The sequence below is a fragment of the Salicibibacter cibarius genome (genome assembly GCF_016495725.1).
GTDB classification, from domain to species: domain Bacteria; phylum Bacillota; class Bacilli; order Bacillales; family Marinococcaceae; genus Salicibibacter; species Salicibibacter cibarius.
In genome coordinates this window covers 321,937-341,504 of the sequence record NZ_CP054705.1, presented here as the reverse complement: position 1 = coordinate 341,504, position 19,568 = coordinate 321,937, and the positions used below count along the sequence as shown (strand labels likewise).

Genomic DNA, 19,568 nt, shown 5'->3' with positions numbered 1-19,568 from the left:
CAGATAAAACCGATAGTCATTCAGTTGCTTTCCTAGCCGTCCGACACCATTTTTAGACTGTTTAGCTCCATGAATGGCGTTACATGGCACCATTAAAAAGGATAATTTCCAATCATATGTGTCATGTAGGAAGAATTCCCCCACCATTTTTCAAACAGTGCGCCAGACATAAAACCAACAGGCAATGTGCCACCCGAGACTTAATTTCCCAAACGCAACAACCGGTCATCATTTTCACCGGGATCCCCGCGGCCATCTGTATTGTTCGTGATCACATAGACATCGTCATCGTCAATGAGAACGTCACGCAATCGACCTTCATCTTCGAGTACCGTTTCCATTTCGCTCTCGTCCACATCAAAAAGCATCAAACTTTCTCCGGCGAGTCCGGTAACGTAAAAGTCGCTTTCTCCGGCGAATGCTACACCTGACGGTGCCCATGTGTCATCGCCGGATTCGAAGACGGGGGATTCCATTCCTTCAGCCCCTTCATCCCCGGTGATCTCGGGCCAGCCGTAATTGTTACCGGCTTCGATCTCATTCACTTCATCTTGGGCGGTCGGCCCGTGTTCTGAGCTAAACATGCGCCCATCTTCCGACCAATCGATGCCTTGCGGATTCCGGTGCCCGTACGAATACACATAAGAATCATCGAAGGGGTTGTCATCAGGAACCGATCCATCGATGTCCATACGCAAAATGTTGCCGGCCAGGCTGTCGACATCTTGAGATAATTGCTCAACGCTGGCGTCCCCGGTCGTGGCGTACAAATGATCATCGGGACCAATCGCGAGACGCCCGCCGTTATGGAACATATCTCCGGGGATTTCGTCGAGGAGTATGTCAGTTTCTTCCCAGACGCCGTCCCCACGTTCGATCGCCACGATTCTATTCATTGTTTCACCGTCATCATCCTCGTACGTGTGGTACACGATCGCTGACTCATCCTCCTCCGGAATCATCACCATCCCAAGAAGGCCACCTTCTCCTTCATCCAAGACCTCTTCGCCTAGACTGATATCTTCATGTGTCACATCTTCCCCATCAATATGGGCGATCGCGCCTGCTCGTTCCGTGATAAAAATTTCATCATCATCGATTTGCACGATCGACCAGGGCGCTTCGAGTCCGGCGGCGAGTTCTTCATATTCCCCGCCTTCGACGTCAAGGGCTTCCTCTTCTTCATCCGTTGCCTGTTCATCAACCTCATCGCCTGTATCAGGTTCCGATTCCTCTTCTTCCGGAGCACAGCCTACCAATGCCAAACTCAAGCCAAATGCCATATATTTTTTCATAGTAAAAACTCCCTCTTCTCATCCAATTTTGTTACATAGCTCACATTTTTATTAACTACAGAGTAGAAAAATGACTTTTCAGGCATTCTCCTTTGGGTATCCGAGGGAGAATGTCTGAGCACCACACCAATCCGTGCTATACCTTACTACCTTACACATACTACTTGACGGTAGCCATAAATAGGTTTTACCTCTCCACTATTCTTTATATTTACATAGATCAAAGTCTTCACAATAAATTTTTCCTTCATCTTATATAAACAAACCTTAACCCCTATAGTTAACTCGAGGTCAATAAAAAGATTTATTTTGACCATTAGAAAATAGCGTGATACACTTATTGCAATGCGTAGAGTTAACTCTAAGTCTAATAAAGAAAGAGGAGATAAATGATGGAGACCTATTCAATCAGCGAGGTTGCTAAAGAATTGAATCTTACCGTACACACCTTGCGTTACTACGACAAAGAGGGACTTATGCCTTTTGTTAAGCGTACATCTAGCGGAACAAGGGTGTTTAATGAATCAGATATCGAGGCTTTAAATGTCATTGAATGTTTAAAAGCGACCGGAATGCCCATTAAGGAAATAAAAAATTTCATTGATTGGGTTTCTGAAGGAGATTCCACGTTGCAACAAAGATATGACATGTTTATGGAACGAAAAGCGGTTGTAGAAACACAGATGAAAGAACTAAATAAGACGATGGAACTCATCAATCATAAATGTTGGTATTACAAAACTGCTTTGGATACAGGGACGGAGGATGTTCATAAAACTGACAAAATAGATCTTCATGTTAACTAATGTTTGCGGCGGGTGTTGCCAACAATTATTTGGAGAGCGGCACAAATAATTGATCACCCTGCAAATACCCCTTAGCACCTCTATCTGCCCGGTTAAGGTAACCTTGAACCTATAATTCCGGTACCCAATGACCTTCACCTTGATTAACTGTTTTCAGGGCTGATTTTGGTTAGAAAAACTTGGCTTCCGCCAAGTTTTTACAGCGGGAGCCTTAGTTTTACTTATACTTTAATCCTTTACCAAAGTTAAACATTCTTAAAGTGCAAGGAAAAAGGCGCATAATCGCGCCTATATATTTTTAGTGTTAGCTATTTAATTTTCTCTTTAATTCACGTAGTTTTTCATCCGTGATTAATAACGCTTCTTTAATATAATCATCCGATTTGTTTCGCCCTAGATGACCTGATAACTGGTCTAATAACAATTGATCTTTCGATTCTTTATCTCTTTCCCTGTCTCGTTCTCTCATTTCCTTTTCGAATACTTTAGTCATTTCGAACACCCTCCAAATCTCTTTTTTTGCATCGTCTGATAACAAATTATAAGTGAGCACTGACATCGTGCCAATCAACTGAAATTTGTCATTTTCATCCGTTAGATGTTTCAACAAGTCAATAATTTCTAGTGCCCTGTCTTGAACACTTTCACTAGGATCGCTTTTTTCCATGAAAGGATTATACATCAAATACTGACGTTCATCTTGAGTCAGTCGTTCAGATGGCCTCGTGTTTATTTTCTCTTTTATCTCCACGTACTTACTTTCCCCATCTTTTTGCGGAACATGAACAACCTTTGTTTCAAAATACAATTTATTTTGCTTCGACCTTAACGTCTGTTTCTCTTCCTTAACATCTGCTCTTTGTGTATATATTACTACACTAAGCAGGTTATCCTCAACAGGCACACCTTTCACCTTATGATATCTTTGCATGAGTTGCACATAGTAGGTCAAGAAGCGGTATATATCCCATTTCTCATTTGTGCTTTGGTACTCGATATGCAGCCAAGAACCATCCTCTAATTCGTACAAATAATCGATGTTGTTTGTTTTTGTTTCAACAGCCACTCTCCCTGTGGGCAAAGACTGCGATATTGCAGGCGTATCCAGTCCAAGACCAATCAACGGTTTTGTGCCGGCGCTGAATTCTTCCTGTATTGCTTTTTGTGCAATATCTTGATTGTTACGATGAATCGACGACTCGTTTTCTTCCTCCATTTGTAACACCCTCGCTAGTAGTATTTTGATTGTAAAACTGCCCTCCTTTCCATCCACAAACAGGATCGATTCAAATAAGCATATACTGAAAAAAGACTTCGGACAATTCCGAAGCCTTTACATCCTACGAGTACGCTCTACAATAAAGTGTGTTGAATACACTGTAGACTGACACCGTTATCAAGAAGTCCAAATATCCCACTGCATATTATCTTTTTGCTTTTATAAACCCGACGAACAACGCACCTGATCCATTTCACCCTTTTTATCTTGGGTGACCCTAATATAAATCAGATTGCTGAAATTTATTTATCAACATCCCTTGACTTGGAGTTGACTTCAATCATTCATAAATACATGTATTACAAGACGGCATTGGATGCAGGGGCGGATTAAATTCGTAAAAAATTAGATAAAAATAAAGAGAAGCTGCGTCATTAGCAGCTTCCCTTACGATTGACAAGTTATTTCTCCAAAAGGTTTAGAGATTCGCGGTTGAAGGCAGGAAGATCATTTGGTGTTCTGCTTGTTACAAGGTTTCCATCCACGATAACCTCTTCATCTTTTACAGTGGCACCTGCATTTTCCAAGTCTTTTCTTACGGAAACAAAGCTCGTTAGCTCTCTTCCTTTTAGCTCGTCAGTTTCAACGAGGAACTGAGGGCCATGGCAAATTGCAAATACCGGTTTATTATCTTGCAAAAATGCTTTTGCAAACTCACTATTCTTCGGATCAATACGTAGCAAGTCCGGAGAGAAACCGCCGGGAACGAGCAATGCATCATAATCATTTGCATTCACTTCCTCAATTCCCCGATCAGCTTGTATTTCATCGCCATTTTTGCCATTAATTGTTTTATTTCCTTCGTTGCTAATAATATCTACCGTGTGACCAGCTTCTTTATAAGCTTTCACGGGATCGGTTAATTCAATTTCCTCTACCATGTCTGTTACGAGAACAGCAATATGCTTACTCATAAAACTCAACCTCCTTATTGCCATCAATTTTATTGTACGGGCTTTACATTAATTTGTAAAGAATCCACGATTATCAAATTTTCCCACTTGCGTCATTCCGCCCATTTTTTCTCTTTTGTAAAAGCAATAGTCACCCAAGGGATAACATCATATTGATCCAGTTGTTGTTGAAATTCCTCACGAAACATATCCGAATCTTCGATGGTGGAAATCGCTGAATCGTTAGTCACGATGATATCGATGTCCAGATACAAAACATCACTCATTTTAGCCATTCGTAACCAGGAATCTTGAATGTTGTATTTTTGCTCCAGGGCCGCCATTTCAAAACGAATATTGTTAAATAAATCTTGATCAGGTGTCATCATGAGGAGTTCTTTGCCATTTTTACGAATCAATCTGAATGGAACAGACAAAAAATATAAACCGGCTAATAACACCATCGTTGGATCTATATAGTTAATGACGAACGCCCACGACGTATTATCGAGAAACAACGCCAAAAGAAAACCGAGAACGACGGCCGAACTTAAAATCGTATCCATGAACCATTGGGCAGCTTCAGAGCGAATAAACTCCGATCGATGTTTGTTTTTGCTAAAAAAGCGTTGAACTACAAAACAAAAGACCAATGAAAAAACCCCGTATAATAGGGCGCTTCCTACAGCGATCTCTCTTCCCCCGGTAAGTAAGGCAATAACAGAGGAAGTAAGCGCGGAAACACATAACAATCCCATAACGATGGCTTGCATGACCACTATCATGGGCTGAATGGCGGTTTTGCCGAAAGGAAACTTTTTCTCATCATCTTTATTGATATATTGAGACGCGAGAATAGCCATTAACGACATGACTAAACTGATGATCGAGTACAGACCATCAAATAAAATCATTTGTGATGAACTGTATATCCCCCACACAATACCAATCACAGCAAAGGCGAAGGCACTAGCAGTCGAGACGAATAAAATGCGTGAAACCGATGTATTCACTTTTTCGATCTCCTTACCGATTTACGTCAGTTTGTGTACTACATGTCAATCTTTCATATCCTATCATACGTTAGTGAACGTTTGCCACTGCCTTTTCAAAAATTGGATTATGTTATAATCCCCTTTGAGGAGGGATATCAATTATGAAAACGCTTATACTTGGCGCCGGTGCTATGGGGTCTCTTTTCGGTGGTCGATTAAAGCAAATTGGCGTTGATGTTACGCTTTACAACAGGGAAAATGACCATGTAAAAAAGATCAATCAAGACGGTTTGCGAATTTTGGACAATGATGGCAATATGACCACGGTTAATATCCCTGTCGTCAGTCACCCTTACAATCTTTCCAATCGATACGATCTTATTATTGTGCTGGTAAAAGCACATGCAACCGATAAGGTGTTGAATCAAGTTTTACATACCATTGACGAGGATACGGCAGTTTTGTCTCTACAAAATGGCATAGGGAATCTTGAAAGCGTAAAGAACGCTGTTCCATACAGTAATGTTGGTATCGGTGGAGCCGGCTGCGGGGGCGGAATCCTTGAGAATGGAACGGTAGGACATCGGGCTAATGGAAGAACTTATATTGGTTTTTCGGAGGGTGTGCATAGCAGAGTAAGCGAATCAATCGCTGATATGTTTACTCGAAGCGGTTTACCTGCCACAGTCACTACTGACATTGCGTCAATCATTTGGAGTAAATTGATCATCAACATTGCATTCAATGGTTTAACCGCTATAACAAGACTATCAAACGGCAATGCTATCGCTCCGCCTGAAGGAAAAGAAATTATAAAAGAACTCGTGAATGAAGCTGCCCGTGTAGCTCAGGCGGAAGGGATTGAATTAATTTATAGTGACCCGGTAGCTGAATGTTTACGATTAGGGATAGAGAACATAGGCGAGAACAAATCTTCGATGTTAGTTGACATTATCAAAGAAAGAAAAACCGAGATTGACTACATAAACGGAGCGATCGTTGACTACGGAACCAAAAACGCTATCCCCACTCCTTATAATACGTTAATCACTAACTTAGTTAAATTAACTGAAAAAAGTTACGAAAAAATCGTTACGGACGTTTAAAAGATAAATATGTTCCAAAAAAAACTGCCCTATGTGGAATACTTTAAAACTATTGCGGTTTTGCGCGGAAATAATTATGAAAGGAAGAAGTTTAGAATGAAGAATATGATAGAATAAAGTAGCAACCATTTTTATTTTTGACTGTATAGGGATGGTTGCCACTCCCGAATGAAAGGGGGTGATAGATTATGGATGTCGCGGCCTCCTTCTTTTCCTTTTGCTATTAGCAATCTGGGACAGAAGGAAAGTAAGGCGAGCCCTGCACAAACTCGCCTTACAGCTTGCAAAGTGGTTTGATGATTGATCAAGCCACCCATACTCTACGAAGGGAGCTTGCTCCCTTCTCCCTATACAGTATTATACACGAAACGCTTGAATTATGCGACAGGTTTTCGGGAAATGTATCCAGCGAATCGTTTAAGGCGAGTATGATTATTGAAGCATTTCATACCCAAAAACAAGCTACTGATTAAAAAACAGCCAAACATTTATAGAGTTCCGGCTGTTTTCCTTTGTCTTTTATTGATTCCTTTTCTCTCTTTTTCGTAGCGTCCGTGCTCGCTTTTTCCTTTTTAAATCCAGCGTACGTTGACGGTCCGGTTTGAACATATCTTTGATCAGCAAGTATTGCTCCAGTTCATGAAGAATGTAAAATAATGATGCCCGCGTTTCGAATTCGACCCTGGTTTCCGGGAGTGGGTGCTGTTTAAACGCCCCCCTGATTTCACTTAGCTCTTCCAAATAGTAACTCGCAGTATTCCCGGGCTGGACGGCACTGCTAAGCCCATCCATAAAATTAGCCATAATTTTTCCTTCATCAACTTTATCTAAAGAAGATACAAACGGTAAAATCCGTTCAATAATGGCGAACTGACTCCCTCTCATTTCAAAGTAATGGTAAAAATAGTTGTCGTGCCGCAAAAAGTGGTTATCCATACTTCTTAATGCTTTTGATTTTCCGTCTTCGATGAGTTTACTTGCCCGTGTGATCTCACGCCCATCCCAATCGACACGATGGTCTCGCAAATAACGGGCATATTCTTTCCAAATCCTTGAAAATTGTTCTTCAAGATTCAGTTGATCCTGATAGAGATCCTCATCAATGCTCGGCATATAAATGTTCATAATCAGCCCAACGGTAACGCCAATGAGAATAAGTAGAAATTCATTAAAAAGGGTTCCGGCAGTAATTTCCCCTACCGAGTACACGTGGGAGATAATTACGATGCTAGTAATAACCCCTTTTAGCGCTTTGATTTTTTGCAGGGTGGGGATAAACACCAACAGTAAGATCGCGATCGATAAAGGATGGTATCCGATCGTTTCGAAAATGACTGCAGAATAGATCAAACCCACACATGATGCAATAAACAGTTCCCAAGCTTTGCTGATTGAGCCTTTTTTTGTAACGGTGATACAAAGAACAGTAATGATCGCTGCCGATGCAAAAAAATCAAGCTGTAACCATTGGGCGATCAATAAGGAAATACCCGCCCCTACAGCAGTCTTAAGTGTCCGATACCCAAAAAACATTCGTCCGCTCCTTTTATCAAGCTTTTATTAGGATATCAAAAGAGAGGGTGAAAAGCATGTAACCGGGACTATCTTTTTAACATAACAGATACTGCCTGTACATCAGGCGGTTTTAAATGAGAATATCTTCGGGATGAGCAAAATGGTGGCGGGAAAAAGATAATGAGGCCTTTAATCACAAAAAATGACCATTACATCATCGGTGCAAACCAATAGCGAAGTGACGAGTGGTGCAATTATCGAAAACGTAACGTTTGAATGTTAAAAATGGTTAGATTGCTGCTCAAAAACCTAAGTAGCTTTAGAAATAACAAACAAACCAAGTATGATGGGTAGAATCGGCCGAATTTCTCTCTAGGATTTTTAAAAAAGAGTAGAGTATGTCTAAACTTACTTTTCCCTTTTCTCGCACCCGCATCAACAAATGCATACGACATACCTTTTATTCATGAGTATCGTAATGAGATGTTCAAACGGGACTTCAGCGGCGGGCAAAATAGCATTCATAGACATTTTAATTAAACCCGGATAAGAGATGGTTGGAGACAATCAATTCGTCGACTCAACCATTCTATATTCTGGGCATGCTGTACTTTATAAATAACTGCTCTTTACCGCTCTTTGCCCCAGTTTACTTATTAATTGAAATTTGCTCTTGATATCCAGTGTAATTAGACAATGTCTTTACGACTTCAAGAGCTTTAGGGAGTGCAACATCATTTATAAAACCAACAGGAAAATCTGTATCAGTAACTACAACATTAATGGCCGCCATAATCTGTCCTGTTCGATAAAATATGGGGACAGCAACTGATGAGATGGAAGGGTGAAAGTCTCCTTCAGTAATCGCATACCCCTGCTCTCGAATTGTCTCAATTTCTTTTTCCAATCCCTTTGTGTACTCTGAGTAAGGGTCTGTAAAAGCCATTAGCAAGCGACCATTTGCTGTTGAGCGCGCTGGCAGTCTCATTCCAATATCCACATTAATAGTGGACACCCCCCGGACTACAGCTGTTCCTACATAAACAACATCCTGACCATCTAAAATTGATAAATGACATGTTGCCCCAAGTTCATCTCTCAACCCTTCTAAATATGGCTGAGCAATCTTCGGAAACTCCATGCTATTCATATAAGAAAATCCTAATTCAAGTACTTTTGGGGTAAGGTTATACCGTTTTGTACTCTCATCCTGTTCTACATAGCCAATGCTTTGCAAAACATAAAGCAATCGATAAGGAACATTGCGACTCACACCTAGCTTTTTCGCTATTTCTGCAAGTGACAAAGTAGGGGTCTCTTCATTAAAAAGAGTTATGATTTCTAGCCCTCTTGCTAAGGAATTCGCGCTATATTTCTTTTCCGACATGAACGTTACCTCCTGATTGATTCCTGAACATTATAAGTCACAAATGATTCATACTCTAACATAAATCATTTTTACGCAGCGAGCATGCTTTCATATATCATAAATTTTAACAGTATTAACGCTCCCTGTGTCTAAGTCTTGCACAGAGAGCGTTCTTCTAATCTAAAAAAAGGATCGATTCAATTCAATATATGCCTGTTCATTTTCCGGAACCTCTTCCTCATCATAAATAGCTTCTACAGGGCATACAGGCTCACATGCACCGCATTCGATGCACACTTCTGGGTCTATAAAAAACATATCTTTTCCTTCTTCTATACAATCCACTGGACACACTTCTGTACATGACGCATTTTTTTCACTTTCACAAGGTGATGTGATAACAAATGGCATTTTTTCTTTTTGTCTCCTTTCATTATAAACAAACATGGCGCTTTGCACCACACTGAGGATGAGAAGAAATTGTGACGTTAACAATCCCTTTACCTCTTCAGAAGTTTAAATAAAATCTTTAGAAGTAACATTCGTTCTAGAACATATGCGTGCTGTGTCCAGGTTGCAGGCGTGCATTAGGATCCATATAGGATTTGGCATTGCTTACAGCTGTTGGTGCATCGCCAAATCCGGTGGCAATCAATTTCACTTTTCCATCGAAAGAGGTAATATCCCCTGCAGCGTAAATCCCTGGAATGTTCGTTTCCATGCGAGAATTAACGATTACAGAATTCTTTGTCGTATCGAGCCCCCACGTTTTAATGGGGCCAAGTGATGAAATGAAACCGTAGTTGACGATCACGTTATCAACGTTAACTACTTTTTGGTCAGTTCCCTTCACTTCTTGAAGGACTACCTGCTCAATTTTCTTCCCGTTCCCCCGAAGTTCGCTTACTTCAAACGGGGTGTGCGTTTGGACAGGAGCGGATTGCAATTCGGCAACGCTGTGTTCGTGAGCTCGGAATTTATCGCGGCGATGCGTAAGTGTAACGTTTGCTTCGTTGGCGAGCATGAGTGTCCAATCAACCGCAGAGTCTCCACCCCCACAAATAAGGACGTCTTTATTCTTGAAAGCATTTATATTGTCAATGAAATAATGAAGGTTTCTGCCTTCATATTGTACCGCTTCCTCAACTTTTAGCTTTCGCGGTTGGAAAGCCCCGACACCGGCGGCAATGATTATCGTCCGTGAATAATGAACCTCCTGATTGGTCTCGAGTCGAAACGTTTCATCGTTCAACTTATGAACCGTTTCCACAGATTGATCAAGCACAACAGTTTGTTCAAACATCTGCATTTGCCTGACTAGGTTGTCGACGAGATCCTGCGCACGAACTTTCGGAAAGCCGGCTACGTCATAAATATATTTTTCGGGGTAAAGTGCAGAAAGTTGACCACCCAACTGTGGCATGCTTTCGATAATTTTGACTTTCAAACCACGCATTCCACTATAAAAAGCAGTAAAAAGACCAGTAGGACCTCCGCCAATAATCGTCACATCATAAACATCTTGCTCTGACATTCTTTTTTCTCCCTTCAAAACTCTATCCCGATTGATCCTTCAAAACTACATCATCTGTTATTGACGCAATTATCAGTTTCCCTTTTGTCTCAATTAAAATCCTTTTCGCCTATATTTACAGCATAATCTTTTTTAAGAATCTCGTTAGAGTGCTCTGTTTTTTGCAAAAAAAGCATAACATGGTAATTAAACGAATCTGGATCTTCCTGATAACATAGATGCCCTGTTTCCGGGATAATCACAAGATCAGATTCTGTAATGCTATCATTAATAAGCTTCGATACTTGTACTGGTGTCACTTTATCCTTCTCTCCACAGATAATTAGAGTTGGTATGTTCACATACAAATATAGTTTTGTTTGATCAAGGTTTGCTAATGAATATATGACAGAACGATAACCTGGTGGTCGAACTTCAGACATAATGTTCTCAACGTTTAACAGCACTTTTTCTGAAGGATTCGGTGCTAAGAGATGTTTAGCTCTCTGCTTTGCCAGTTCATTGGGGGGCAGTGTGTTAATCGCATACAGCCTATTGTTCATCTTTTGCTTATTCTCAAACGAGGTAATATCTGCAGCACCTCTCGTTGCATCTGCAAGAATAAGCCCTTTTATCGCATTAGGAGATATATTGTAAAGCTCTAAAGCGATAGCCGCTCCCATTGAATGTCCTAGTACGTACACGCGAGTTAGACTCATCGCATCAAGAAATTTTTTTAATACTACAGCAAAATCCGTAAATGTTTGAAATTCTTCTTTAGGGTCCGAACTTAGACCATATCCCGGAGCATCCCAAGCGATAACAGTAAATGAGTGCTTCAACATATCTAGTTGAGATTTCCACGATTTCGAATTATTCCCCATTCCATGAAGAAGTACAAGTGTAGGACCGTTCCCCTCTATCCGGTAGTGAATCGTGTAATCCCCTAGGTCAATATGGGGCATAACGATTCGATCCCCCCTTTCTTTTAGAAAAGCTTATAACTCACTTCATACTTGATATACTATACAAATATGGCTAGATTACGTGTCGCTAACGATGTCTGATCAACGAGAAAGAACCTTTTTAAAAGTTTCCATTCTCCATCTTCAATTTTGAATTCATCTCTCCGCTCTCCTGATATGAGATCGTAAGAAATATCTTTCGCACGACTTCGATAAATTAACAAATAGCTCGTCACTGAGGCCCATTCCTCATCGCATTCATTCACTGTGACATTACTTACAAATCTTCGCGTTCTTGAAGGAGGCATCTCCGCCCAAGCAAAACCAGACTTCAAACGATCCACCCGCATTCTCAACGTCTCGATATCATCAAGAAAAGCGGACATATCCGGAGCATAATCTGGCTTCTCCATTCCTTCTTTGTTTACACGTACAGGCATTTCGTATTGGAGATCCGAATGCATTAGATCGAACCAGCTATCAAAGTCAATTTCATCAAGTAACCGCGCTTCCTGAAACAGCCATTGTTCAAATGTATATTGTGCTACTAACTTTTGCGTGTTCATTCTCCCCAACCTTTCTGCTATTTACGAATGAAATCCAACCAATGTCTGTAAAAAGCACGCGCGTTTGCTTCAGTAAATTTATCGTCATAGACGACCCCTGGTCCTGGGAAGTCCTGAACTGGTTCGCGGTGCATTCCCATTGTGTAGTTGTAATTAAAGTTTTTCGCATATGGAATATACCCTGACGCCATTTCCGTAATATCTGTGAATACTTCTGTGTCGTCTTGTTCGAAAATACCAGAAGGACTGAAAGTTAGAATGAATGATTCTCGTGAGCGTTCTTTCCAATCATCACTTGCATTCTTTTCCACAAAAAACCATGTTATGACTTCCATCTTATCGACAGAAATCGGTCTCCATAATCGAACGGACGTATTTGAGATTAGCTTCCCTTTTATTTCTGTATGAGAAACAAGGATGGACAAATTAGGGAAGATCGTACCAATCATATTTTTGATATTGGAAAGCAGATCAAATTGTTCTTCATTCAAATTTCTTTTATATTCTGGAATAAGTTCTTCTGGAAAGGCAAAATCCGGATTGGGAACCCCCAAATTGAAGCCATGACCATTTCTCGTATGGACTTGATAACCTTTCTTTGAATATTTCGAACTAGGAACCATTCCCAGACGAGCAATTGATCCGTGAGTGACCATCGTATGATATGAATCACTGATGAAGTTATCCGCTCCTATTTTCCAATGTGCGTTGATTACATATTTCTGAGGTGGTCCAACGACTTCCATTTCAGTGCGACCAAGAGCAAGATCTAGATACCACTTAAAATCCCCAAGAAATTCTGTAAGAGGTTCAGGATCTTCATTCCACGTCCCAAAAATCATCCCTCGATAAGAATCAATTCGAACAGAATGTAATCCCATTCCAGCAAAATCCAGCTTGCCATCATAAATGTCTTTTTGAAGTGGAACACCAACTAAATCACCATTATTCTGAAAGGTAAACCCATGATAAGGGCATGTGAATTGTCCTTTATTCCCTTTATCCGCCCGACATAACTTCATCCCGCGGTGCGTGCACATGTTGTAAAAACCACGGATAATTCCATCTTTATTTCCTTTTGTTAAAATAATTGAATAACTAGCTAAGTCACGTGTTACAAAATCTCCATTTTCCGGAATTTCAGACTCGTGGGCAAGAAAAAGCCAAGTTTTTGTGAATAATTTTTTATGTTCAATATCATGAATTTTTGGATCCCCCATCACATAGGAAGGAATAACACCTTCCTCGGGACGAACTGTTTTTTCAAGGTGTTGTATAACCTCTTCGTGTGTCATGTCATTAAGTCGCTCTTCCGTCTTCACGTCTGTGTTGTTCATTAACTTTCACCTCTCACATAATCAAAATATTTTCTTCTTTCTTCTTTAATGTTGAAAGTACACTTAAGGCTGCCAAATGACTGGTTTTAGGATTCTCTGGCATTGGTGAGTTTTTCACTTCCACCGTCATTTCTCCAAAACCACCATATGCTTTTATACAATGCATATTTTCTGTAGCTGCGGGATCAGCAATAATCTTCACTCGCGTCTGCTCCGAGCCTATACCTGCTAACGATAATATAATCGAAACATTGATATTTTTGGGGAATAACTGAATAGCCTCCGAAGCAGTTCCATCAAACACTGTTTGCTTTTCTTCTAAAGGCTCATCAATAAGTGATGAAGCCGGCTTCCTTGTAATAATTTGAACAGCATCTAACTGATTTGAAGTCTTCGCAGCTTTTAAAATATCCAATCCTCCAATTGCACCTGAAGGGAGATAAACTTTCCTCTCATACTTCCATGCTAATGCTTGAATTTGATCATAAAAATACTGATCGGCGAATGCTCCTACGCTTATTATGAGTAGATTTTTTCTAGCTTTAAGCACATCATATCCATATTTTTTAACAGCATTGATTGATGAAGCTTCGACAACGATTTCGATATCTGAATCAAGAAAAGCCTGAAAGTCATTATAAACTTCTACTCCGTTGATTTCCCTACGACTTCGAGAAAACGTAGACGTGATTCTAGTACCCGGTAACAATTGATCATCATTTAGCTTTTGTATAAGATACTTTCCAATGTTCCCGTATCCAATGAGCCCTACTTTCATGTGATGCCTCCATCCGCTAATTTGAAAAGCCATAAGAATCTGCGAATAAGTCTAAATTCCCCCATTGAGTTTCTCGATTCATTCCGCTTTCTTTTGTACCTGCAAAATCTAAGTGAAGATTGTTAAAGATTGTATGGTTGTTATGAAACACTGCACCGGCTTCTAGTCGATCTGCGATTGAAATCGCATTTTCACGACTTGATGTCCATACAGAAGCTCGTAACCCAAAGGGTGAATCATTTGCTTTTCTAATGGCATCTTCAAGATCAGTGTAAGGAATAATTGGAATAACCGGTCCAAATTGTTCTGCTTGTGTTAATTCAGCATCATGCGAAATGTCCGTCACAATTGATGGGAGTACGAAGTAACCATCCTCCCACGATTCTGAATCTAACTTCACCCCGACAGTATTAACTTTCGAGCCGTTTTCTTCCGTTCGCTTAAGCAATTCCATCACATATTTGTACTGGCTTTCATTATTCAAAGGACCCATCATCGCATCAGGCTGAAGGCCATTTCCTACAACAACTTTTTCAAAAGATTTCGTAAGCTTTTCTACAATTTCATCATGACGAGACTCATGTACATATATTCGCTTCACTGCAGAGCAAACTTGCCCCGCCGAGCGTAATATTGCACCATGAAGCTTCTGAATTTCTTGGTCATCTAATGCTGCGTCCGGAAGGATTAATGCGGGATCATTTCCACCAAGTTCCATATACAAATTTTTGATCGTCGATGATGACCGGGCCATAATCTCCTTCCCGGTTTCTGTCCCCCCCGTAAAAGCAATCGCACGTACACGTGAATCCGAACTTAAGAGGTCGCCAACCATTTCTCCAGATCCCGTTACAACATTAATGACTCCAGGAGGAAATTGATTAGCAATAGCAGCGAGGCTTGTAAGTACAGTAAGCGGACAATTAGTTGCTGGTTTTACAACAACGGTATTTCCAGCTAGTAAAGCAGGAATGAGGCGCTTGAATGTAAGAATCATGGGTGAATTCCATGGTGAAATAACTGCTGTTACGCCGCGCGGGCGTCTACGAATTGAAACATTCTGACCATGGCCATCTAAAGGAATAGGTTTCCACCATTCAACTGAGGTTTCTGCAAGTTGATGCATTATTTCTACACACCTGAGAATATCTTTTTTCGCTTCGACCATTGTTTTTCCATTTTCCCTTACAAACAGTGAAACATTTTCTTCGACAATTTCGCCTAATGTCTCTGATGCTTTACGCATTCGTTCTGCTCGATCAGTAATTTTTGTTTGCGACCATGTTTGATAGGCTTCATCAGCAACGCTTACAGCTTCTCTCACATCTTTTTCTGTGCACAGCGCGACTTTGCCAACGATTTCATCCGTTTTCGCTGGATTTATAACAGATTTTACATCTTGTGTCTGTTTTAATTCTCCATTCATTAAATAATTTCCAGATACGTTTGGTAATAACGTTTTTGCCATTTGCTATTCCTCTCTTATATTTTTTTTGGTTGAAATGCTTCTGCCGCACCTGGAGGACCTTCAAATGGTTTTGCCATTGGACCTACAGCTTGCATATCTATCATAAGCAACGTTGGTTTTTTTGACTTAATAGATTCAGATAACTTCAAAGTAAAATCATTTGCTGATCGGATTTTCATTGCCGTAAAACCCATTGATCTAGCAAGTGAGACAAAATCCGGACTATTTAAATCTACTGCAACTTGACGGCCATAGGCATTATTCTGAATACTCCTCAGCACGCCATAACCACCATCATCAAATAGCAAAACTACAAGGGGAAGATTTTCTTGAACTGCTGTGGACATTTCCCCAACGTTTACCATAAATCCGCCATCGCCAGCCATTAATACAACCGATCGATTTTTTTCTCCAAAGTGAGCACCAATTGCTGTTGGTAAACCTTGGCCAATACCTCCCCCTGACGCATGAATAGAAGTCCTTGGTTTAGAAATATCAACTAAGCGACTACCCCATACGTTTGCAGGAACAGTAACATCTCGAACGAGAATGGCATTATCAGGGAGAATATCGTTCATAGCGTCAACAAACTGTTCATAAGGGCCAAGTGTGCTACGCAAGCTTTGACGAACTTGATTACGTACATTTTCTACTTCATGTCTATATTCATGTAATTTTTCATTTGATTCTTGATGTAAATGGGTGAGTAATTGATCAACAATATCCTTTGCATCACCAATAATCGAGTGTGTGCATTCATAATTGCGATTGATCGCGTTTTGATCGATATCTATTGAAATATGCTCTTTCGGAATTTCTACTTTCCATGAAGCTGTTTCATTGCTACGAAAACGAATGCCAATACTAATGAGCAAGTCTGCCTCTTTTAAAAGCCTCTGAACTTCTGGATAAGATGCAAAATGGCCTATACAAAGAGGATGGTCTTCGGGTATAATCCCTTTACCTGCTTGACTCGTAATAACTGGCGCCCCAATTAATTCTGCAAGTTCCGTTACTTGCTCTGCAGCATCTGAGGCAATTGCACCGCTACCTGTCCATAGAACTGGCCGTTTCGCTGCACGGATTTTTTTCACAATAGATAATGATATGTCCTGAGGGTTTCCAAAGGTTCGTGTATTTTCCATATAATTATTTTTTGTAATTATCGCCGACTGATAATTAATGGGTATTTCAACGGTAATTGGCCCTTGAGGAGGGGTGAGTGCCTGATTAATCGCCTGACGAATGAACGGATATATTTGATTTGGTTTTTTTAACAAATGAGCATTTTTGCAAGCTCCCTTCATCATCGAATGTTGATCTTTACATTGATGAATATATCCATTTTCCATCCCCAAATAAGAGGAAGAAACTTCACCCGTAAGGTGCAAAACAGGCGCGCCAGCATTCCATGCTTCCACAAGTGACCCTGCTCCATTCCCTGCTCCAGTTCCTGTACTGGTAATGACTACACCAAGCTTTCCGGTAGTGCGTGCATAACCATCGGCCATGTTTACGGCACCACTTTCTCCGCGAGCAGTCACACAGTAAATGCTTCCATCTCTTTTAATTGCATCATAAATTGGCATATTATGAATGCTCACAATTCCAAACACAACTTCAACGCCTGATTTCACTAGTTCCTCTACAATTGCATCAGCTACTATAAATTCGGTCTCCACATCTTTATTCATAATTGTCCTTCCTCGTATATATATTACACACTCTTTCCCAAACCACCTGCAACTTCAACGGTAGATCCTGAAACATAACTGGAACGCTCCGAAGCAAGGAAGACGATAACACTGGCAACCTCTTCTGCTTCTCCAACTCTTTTCAGTGGTATATTGCGTTTATGCGCTATATCTTTATACCATTTTTCTGGATCAGCTTCAGGTGCATTTTGCTTTCTTCTTCTCTCCCATTGCTCTGTGCGAATCAACCCTAAGCTTACAGAATTCACCAGAATATTATCTGTTGCCAATTCATGGGATAGTGTCTTACTTAAATTAAGAAGACCTGCGCGCGTCGCTGCCGTTGCTGCCATGTGTGGTTCTGGCTCTTTCGCTAACGTGGCATTAATGTTAATGATTCTTCCACCCTCAGATGACACCATATAAGGATGAACAGCGCGGACTGCATAAATAATTGAGAAATATTTTAATTGAATTTGTTCATTCCATTGTTCATTGTTAATTTGAAAAAAATGACCCATAAAACTTCGACCAGCGGCATTCACTAAAATATTAATACCACCAAGATGTCGTGCGCTGTTTTCTACAAAAGCGATGACATCCTCTTCCTTTGTTACATCGCACATTCCCGCGTAAATATCCTTATGTTCAGCTATCTTTCGTAGATGGTTATACGCGGAGTCCATACGTTCCTGATCCCGTCCACAAACAGCAACGTTCGCCCCTTCTTCAATAAACATTTCAGCTGTTTTTAGACCGACGCCCGAGGTGCCACCCATAATAATCACATTCTTATCTTGCAACCCTAGATTCATAGTCTAGATTCAACCCTTTCACTGATGAAATTGCTCTTCTAACTCCTTTTTAGCCCATCCTTCATCTGGTTCGCCTGCCATTGCTGCACGAGCCTCCTTTGAAGGTGGCCCAGCAATACCCCAGCGATCAATTAGATGAGGAACCCTTTTCCAGACAAATGATTCCCATTTTGATTCATCCTCGATCGTAATAATGTAGCACGTATATTCAATAACAAATCCTGCCGGATCCTTAAAATAACAGAAAATGTTATTCCCAGGGCCATGGCGTCCTGGTCCCCATAGTTCTTCAAAACCATTCTTTCGGACATTTTTGATTCCACGCATCACTTCATCTACGCTATCAACTTCATAAGCGATGTGGTTTACCGATGCATGCTCAGCTTGATTAAATGCAATGGAATGATGATTTTTGTTACAGCGCAAAAACGCCATCTGATGCTCACTCCAATCCGAAACTTTGAACCCAAGCACTGTCGTGTAAAAATCAACAGCTTCATCTATATTCGGTGTATTTAAAACAACATGATTAAGCTTCATGGGATCAACATCTTTTTTTCTCCAATAAGACGTATGAACTTCCACCCAAGCAGAAAGCTCAATGCACCGTCCGTCCGGATCCAAGAATCGCATCCCATAACCGCCGCCTTCTTCATCAAGATAACTCGGTTCCGATACAATCGGTATGTTAAGCTCTTTGAGTTTTTCAGCAGCCTGATCAACTGCAATATTATCTGCCATTCCAAAGCCAATATGATGAAGTGCCTTCCTATCTCCTGCTCTCAAATTTAATATGTGATTTTCAGGTCCTGCTCCTCGAAAAGATACAGATTGGTCATCTTCATAAACTTTATCAAGACCCCAAACACTTTCATAATAGTTTGATTGTTCATTTAATGTAGGAGTTATCAAACTAATGTGCCTCAGATGTGTAATACCAAGCATATTATCACCTCATATTTTTAGTGAAAAAAAGGGAATTCTAATTATTTGATTTGTATATAAAACATTGTTTTATATACGGTGTACACAAATAATATCAACGTTTCAACAGTAAGTCAACTAATCTTGAAATGTTTTGAACTTTAGATTCAAATTCTGTCGTAAAGTTTCTGCAAATGCCCGACATTATAGACTATTTGTCTTATAATGAATGAAATCGTGACAGATACCA

The 19,568-nt window shown here is 40.4% G+C and carries 18 protein-coding genes; 2 read left to right on the top strand and 16 right to left on the bottom strand.

The features are described 5' to 3' along the window. Positions 1 to 200: 200 nt before the first annotated feature. Complete coding sequence (locus HUG15_RS01785; protein WP_200126670.1) at positions 201 to 1,295, bottom strand: PQQ-dependent sugar dehydrogenase; 1,095 nt, start codon at positions 1,293 to 1,295, stop codon at positions 201 to 203. A 392-nt stretch (positions 1,296 to 1,687) separates the two neighbouring features. Here HUG15_RS01785 and HUG15_RS01780 point away from each other — a divergent pair, with 392 nt between their 5' ends. After that, positions 1,688 to 2,101, top strand: a complete 414-nt coding sequence (locus tag HUG15_RS01780) for a MerR family transcriptional regulator (protein WP_200126668.1) — start codon at positions 1,688 to 1,690, stop codon at positions 2,099 to 2,101. A gap of 304 nt (positions 2,102 to 2,405) precedes the next feature. On the opposite strand, the gene HUG15_RS01775 is transcribed toward HUG15_RS01780, so the two are convergent. From HUG15_RS01775 to HUG15_RS01765, 3 genes are all read right to left on the bottom strand, one after another. Further along, positions 2,406 to 3,317, bottom strand: a complete 912-nt coding sequence (locus HUG15_RS01775) for an RpnC/YadD family protein (RefSeq protein WP_200126666.1) — start codon at positions 3,315 to 3,317, stop codon at positions 2,406 to 2,408. 464 nt (positions 3,318 to 3,781) lie between these two features. Continuing rightward, positions 3,782 to 4,294 carry a type 1 glutamine amidotransferase domain-containing protein gene (locus HUG15_RS01770; RefSeq protein WP_200126664.1) on the bottom strand — a complete coding sequence of 171 codons (513 nt, stop codon included), beginning with the start codon at positions 4,292 to 4,294 and terminating at the stop codon, positions 3,782 to 3,784. A 92-nt stretch (positions 4,295 to 4,386) separates the two neighbouring features. Next, positions 4,387 to 5,286 (bottom strand): cation diffusion facilitator family transporter, encoded by a 900-nt coding sequence (locus tag HUG15_RS01765; RefSeq protein WP_200126662.1) that lies wholly within the window; start codon positions 5,284 to 5,286, stop codon positions 4,387 to 4,389. A gap of 143 nt (positions 5,287 to 5,429) precedes the next feature. Here HUG15_RS01765 and HUG15_RS01760 point away from each other — a divergent pair, with 143 nt between their 5' ends. Next, positions 5,430 to 6,374: a ketopantoate reductase family protein gene (locus HUG15_RS01760; protein ID WP_200126660.1), complete on the top strand. Its 945-nt coding sequence runs from the start codon at positions 5,430 to 5,432 to the stop codon at positions 6,372 to 6,374. Positions 6,375 to 6,893: 519 nt separating this feature from the next. On the opposite strand, the gene HUG15_RS01755 is transcribed toward HUG15_RS01760, so the two are convergent. The 12 genes from HUG15_RS01755 to HUG15_RS01700 form a co-directional block, all read right to left on the bottom strand. Beyond that, the gene (locus tag HUG15_RS01755; protein WP_200126658.1) at positions 6,894 to 7,907 is read right to left on the bottom strand and encodes an aromatic acid exporter family protein; all 1,014 of its coding nucleotides are present in this window, start codon (positions 7,905 to 7,907) and stop codon (positions 6,894 to 6,896) included. A 631-nt stretch (positions 7,908 to 8,538) separates the two neighbouring features. Continuing rightward, positions 8,539 to 9,276, bottom strand: coding sequence for an IclR family transcriptional regulator (locus HUG15_RS01750; protein ID WP_200126656.1), 738 nt, complete (start codon positions 9,274 to 9,276; stop codon positions 8,539 to 8,541). Positions 9,277 to 9,438: 162 nt separating this feature from the next. Continuing rightward, a complete protein-coding gene (locus tag HUG15_RS01745; RefSeq protein WP_200128803.1) occupies positions 9,439 to 9,669 on the bottom strand; it encodes a ferredoxin family protein in 231 nt (76 codons plus the stop codon). A gap of 136 nt (positions 9,670 to 9,805) precedes the next feature. Beyond that, positions 9,806 to 10,792, bottom strand: coding sequence for an NAD(P)/FAD-dependent oxidoreductase (locus tag HUG15_RS01740; RefSeq protein WP_200126654.1), 987 nt, complete (start codon positions 10,790 to 10,792; stop codon positions 9,806 to 9,808). Positions 10,793 to 10,881: 89 nt separating this feature from the next. After that, a complete protein-coding gene (locus tag HUG15_RS01735; protein WP_200126652.1) occupies positions 10,882 to 11,736 on the bottom strand; it encodes an alpha/beta fold hydrolase in 855 nt (284 codons plus the stop codon). Positions 11,737 to 11,795: 59 nt separating this feature from the next. Continuing rightward, positions 11,796 to 12,302, bottom strand: a complete 507-nt coding sequence (locus HUG15_RS01730; protein WP_200126650.1) for an aromatic-ring-hydroxylating dioxygenase subunit beta — start codon at positions 12,300 to 12,302, stop codon at positions 11,796 to 11,798. Positions 12,303 to 12,319: 17 nt separating this feature from the next. After that, entirely contained in the window at positions 12,320 to 13,639 is a 1,320-nt protein-coding gene (locus HUG15_RS01725; RefSeq protein ID WP_200126648.1) for an aromatic ring-hydroxylating oxygenase subunit alpha, read from the bottom strand. Positions 13,640 to 13,652: 13 nt separating this feature from the next. Continuing rightward, positions 13,653 to 14,417 (bottom strand): aspartate dehydrogenase, encoded by a 765-nt coding sequence (gene nadX / locus HUG15_RS01720; RefSeq protein ID WP_200126646.1) that lies wholly within the window; start codon positions 14,415 to 14,417, stop codon positions 13,653 to 13,655. Positions 14,418 to 14,433: 16 nt separating this feature from the next. After that, entirely contained in the window at positions 14,434 to 15,885 is a 1,452-nt protein-coding gene (locus HUG15_RS01715) for an aldehyde dehydrogenase family protein (RefSeq protein ID WP_200126644.1), read from the bottom strand. A gap of 14 nt (positions 15,886 to 15,899) precedes the next feature. Beyond that, positions 15,900 to 17,579: a thiamine pyrophosphate-binding protein gene (locus HUG15_RS01710; RefSeq protein WP_200126642.1), complete on the bottom strand. Its 1,680-nt coding sequence runs from the start codon at positions 17,577 to 17,579 to the stop codon at positions 15,900 to 15,902. Between the two features lie 23 nt (positions 17,580 to 17,602). After that, a complete protein-coding gene (locus tag HUG15_RS01705; protein WP_200126640.1) occupies positions 17,603 to 18,394 on the bottom strand; it encodes an SDR family oxidoreductase in 792 nt (263 codons plus the stop codon). Between the two features lie 18 nt (positions 18,395 to 18,412). Further along, entirely contained in the window at positions 18,413 to 19,339 is a 927-nt protein-coding gene (locus tag HUG15_RS01700; protein WP_200126639.1) for a VOC family protein, read from the bottom strand. Between the last annotated feature and the right edge of the window lie 229 nt (positions 19,340 to 19,568).

Bases quoted from the DNA above. Each gene is read 5' to 3' on its own strand.
- HUG15_RS01715 (WP_200126644.1), bottom strand. From the start codon at position 15,885: ATGGCAAAAACGTTATTACCAAACGTATCTGGAAATTATTTAATGAAT.
- HUG15_RS01730 (WP_200126650.1), bottom strand. From the start codon at position 12,302: ATGAACACGCAAAAGTTAGTAGCACAATATACATTTGAACAATGGCTG.
- nadX (WP_200126646.1), bottom strand. From the start codon at position 14,417: ATGAAAGTAGGGCTCATTGGATACGGGAACATTGGAAAGTATCTTATA.
- HUG15_RS01745 (WP_200128803.1), bottom strand. From the start codon at position 9,669: ATGCCATTTGTTATCACATCACCTTGTGAAAGTGAAAAAAATGCGTCA.
- HUG15_RS01725 (WP_200126648.1), bottom strand. From the start codon at position 13,639: ATGAACAACACAGACGTGAAGACGGAAGAGCGACTTAATGACATGACA.
- HUG15_RS01775 (WP_200126666.1), bottom strand. From the start codon at position 3,317: ATGGAGGAAGAAAACGAGTCGTCGATTCATCGTAACAATCAAGATATT.
- HUG15_RS01755 (WP_200126658.1), bottom strand. From the start codon at position 7,907: ATGTTTTTTGGGTATCGGACACTTAAGACTGCTGTAGGGGCGGGTATT.
- HUG15_RS01735 (WP_200126652.1), bottom strand. From the start codon at position 11,736: ATGCCCCATATTGACCTAGGGGATTACACGATTCACTACCGGATAGAG.
- HUG15_RS01760 (WP_200126660.1), top strand. From the start codon at position 5,430: ATGAAAACGCTTATACTTGGCGCCGGTGCTATGGGGTCTCTTTTCGGT.
- HUG15_RS01700 (WP_200126639.1), bottom strand. From the start codon at position 19,339: ATGCTTGGTATTACACATCTGAGGCACATTAGTTTGATAACTCCTACA.
- HUG15_RS01705 (WP_200126640.1), bottom strand. From the start codon at position 18,394: ATGAATCTAGGGTTGCAAGATAAGAATGTGATTATTATGGGTGGCACC.
- HUG15_RS01780 (WP_200126668.1), top strand. From the start codon at position 1,688: ATGGAGACCTATTCAATCAGCGAGGTTGCTAAAGAATTGAATCTTACC.
- HUG15_RS01710 (WP_200126642.1), bottom strand. From the start codon at position 17,579: ATGAATAAAGATGTGGAGACCGAATTTATAGTAGCTGATGCAATTGTA.
- HUG15_RS01740 (WP_200126654.1), bottom strand. From the start codon at position 10,792: ATGTCAGAGCAAGATGTTTATGATGTGACGATTATTGGCGGAGGTCCT.
- HUG15_RS01785 (WP_200126670.1), bottom strand. From the start codon at position 1,295: ATGAAAAAATATATGGCATTTGGCTTGAGTTTGGCATTGGTAGGCTGT.
- HUG15_RS01750 (WP_200126656.1), bottom strand. From the start codon at position 9,276: ATGTCGGAAAAGAAATATAGCGCGAATTCCTTAGCAAGAGGGCTAGAA.
- HUG15_RS01770 (WP_200126664.1), bottom strand. From the start codon at position 4,294: ATGAGTAAGCATATTGCTGTTCTCGTAACAGACATGGTAGAGGAAATT.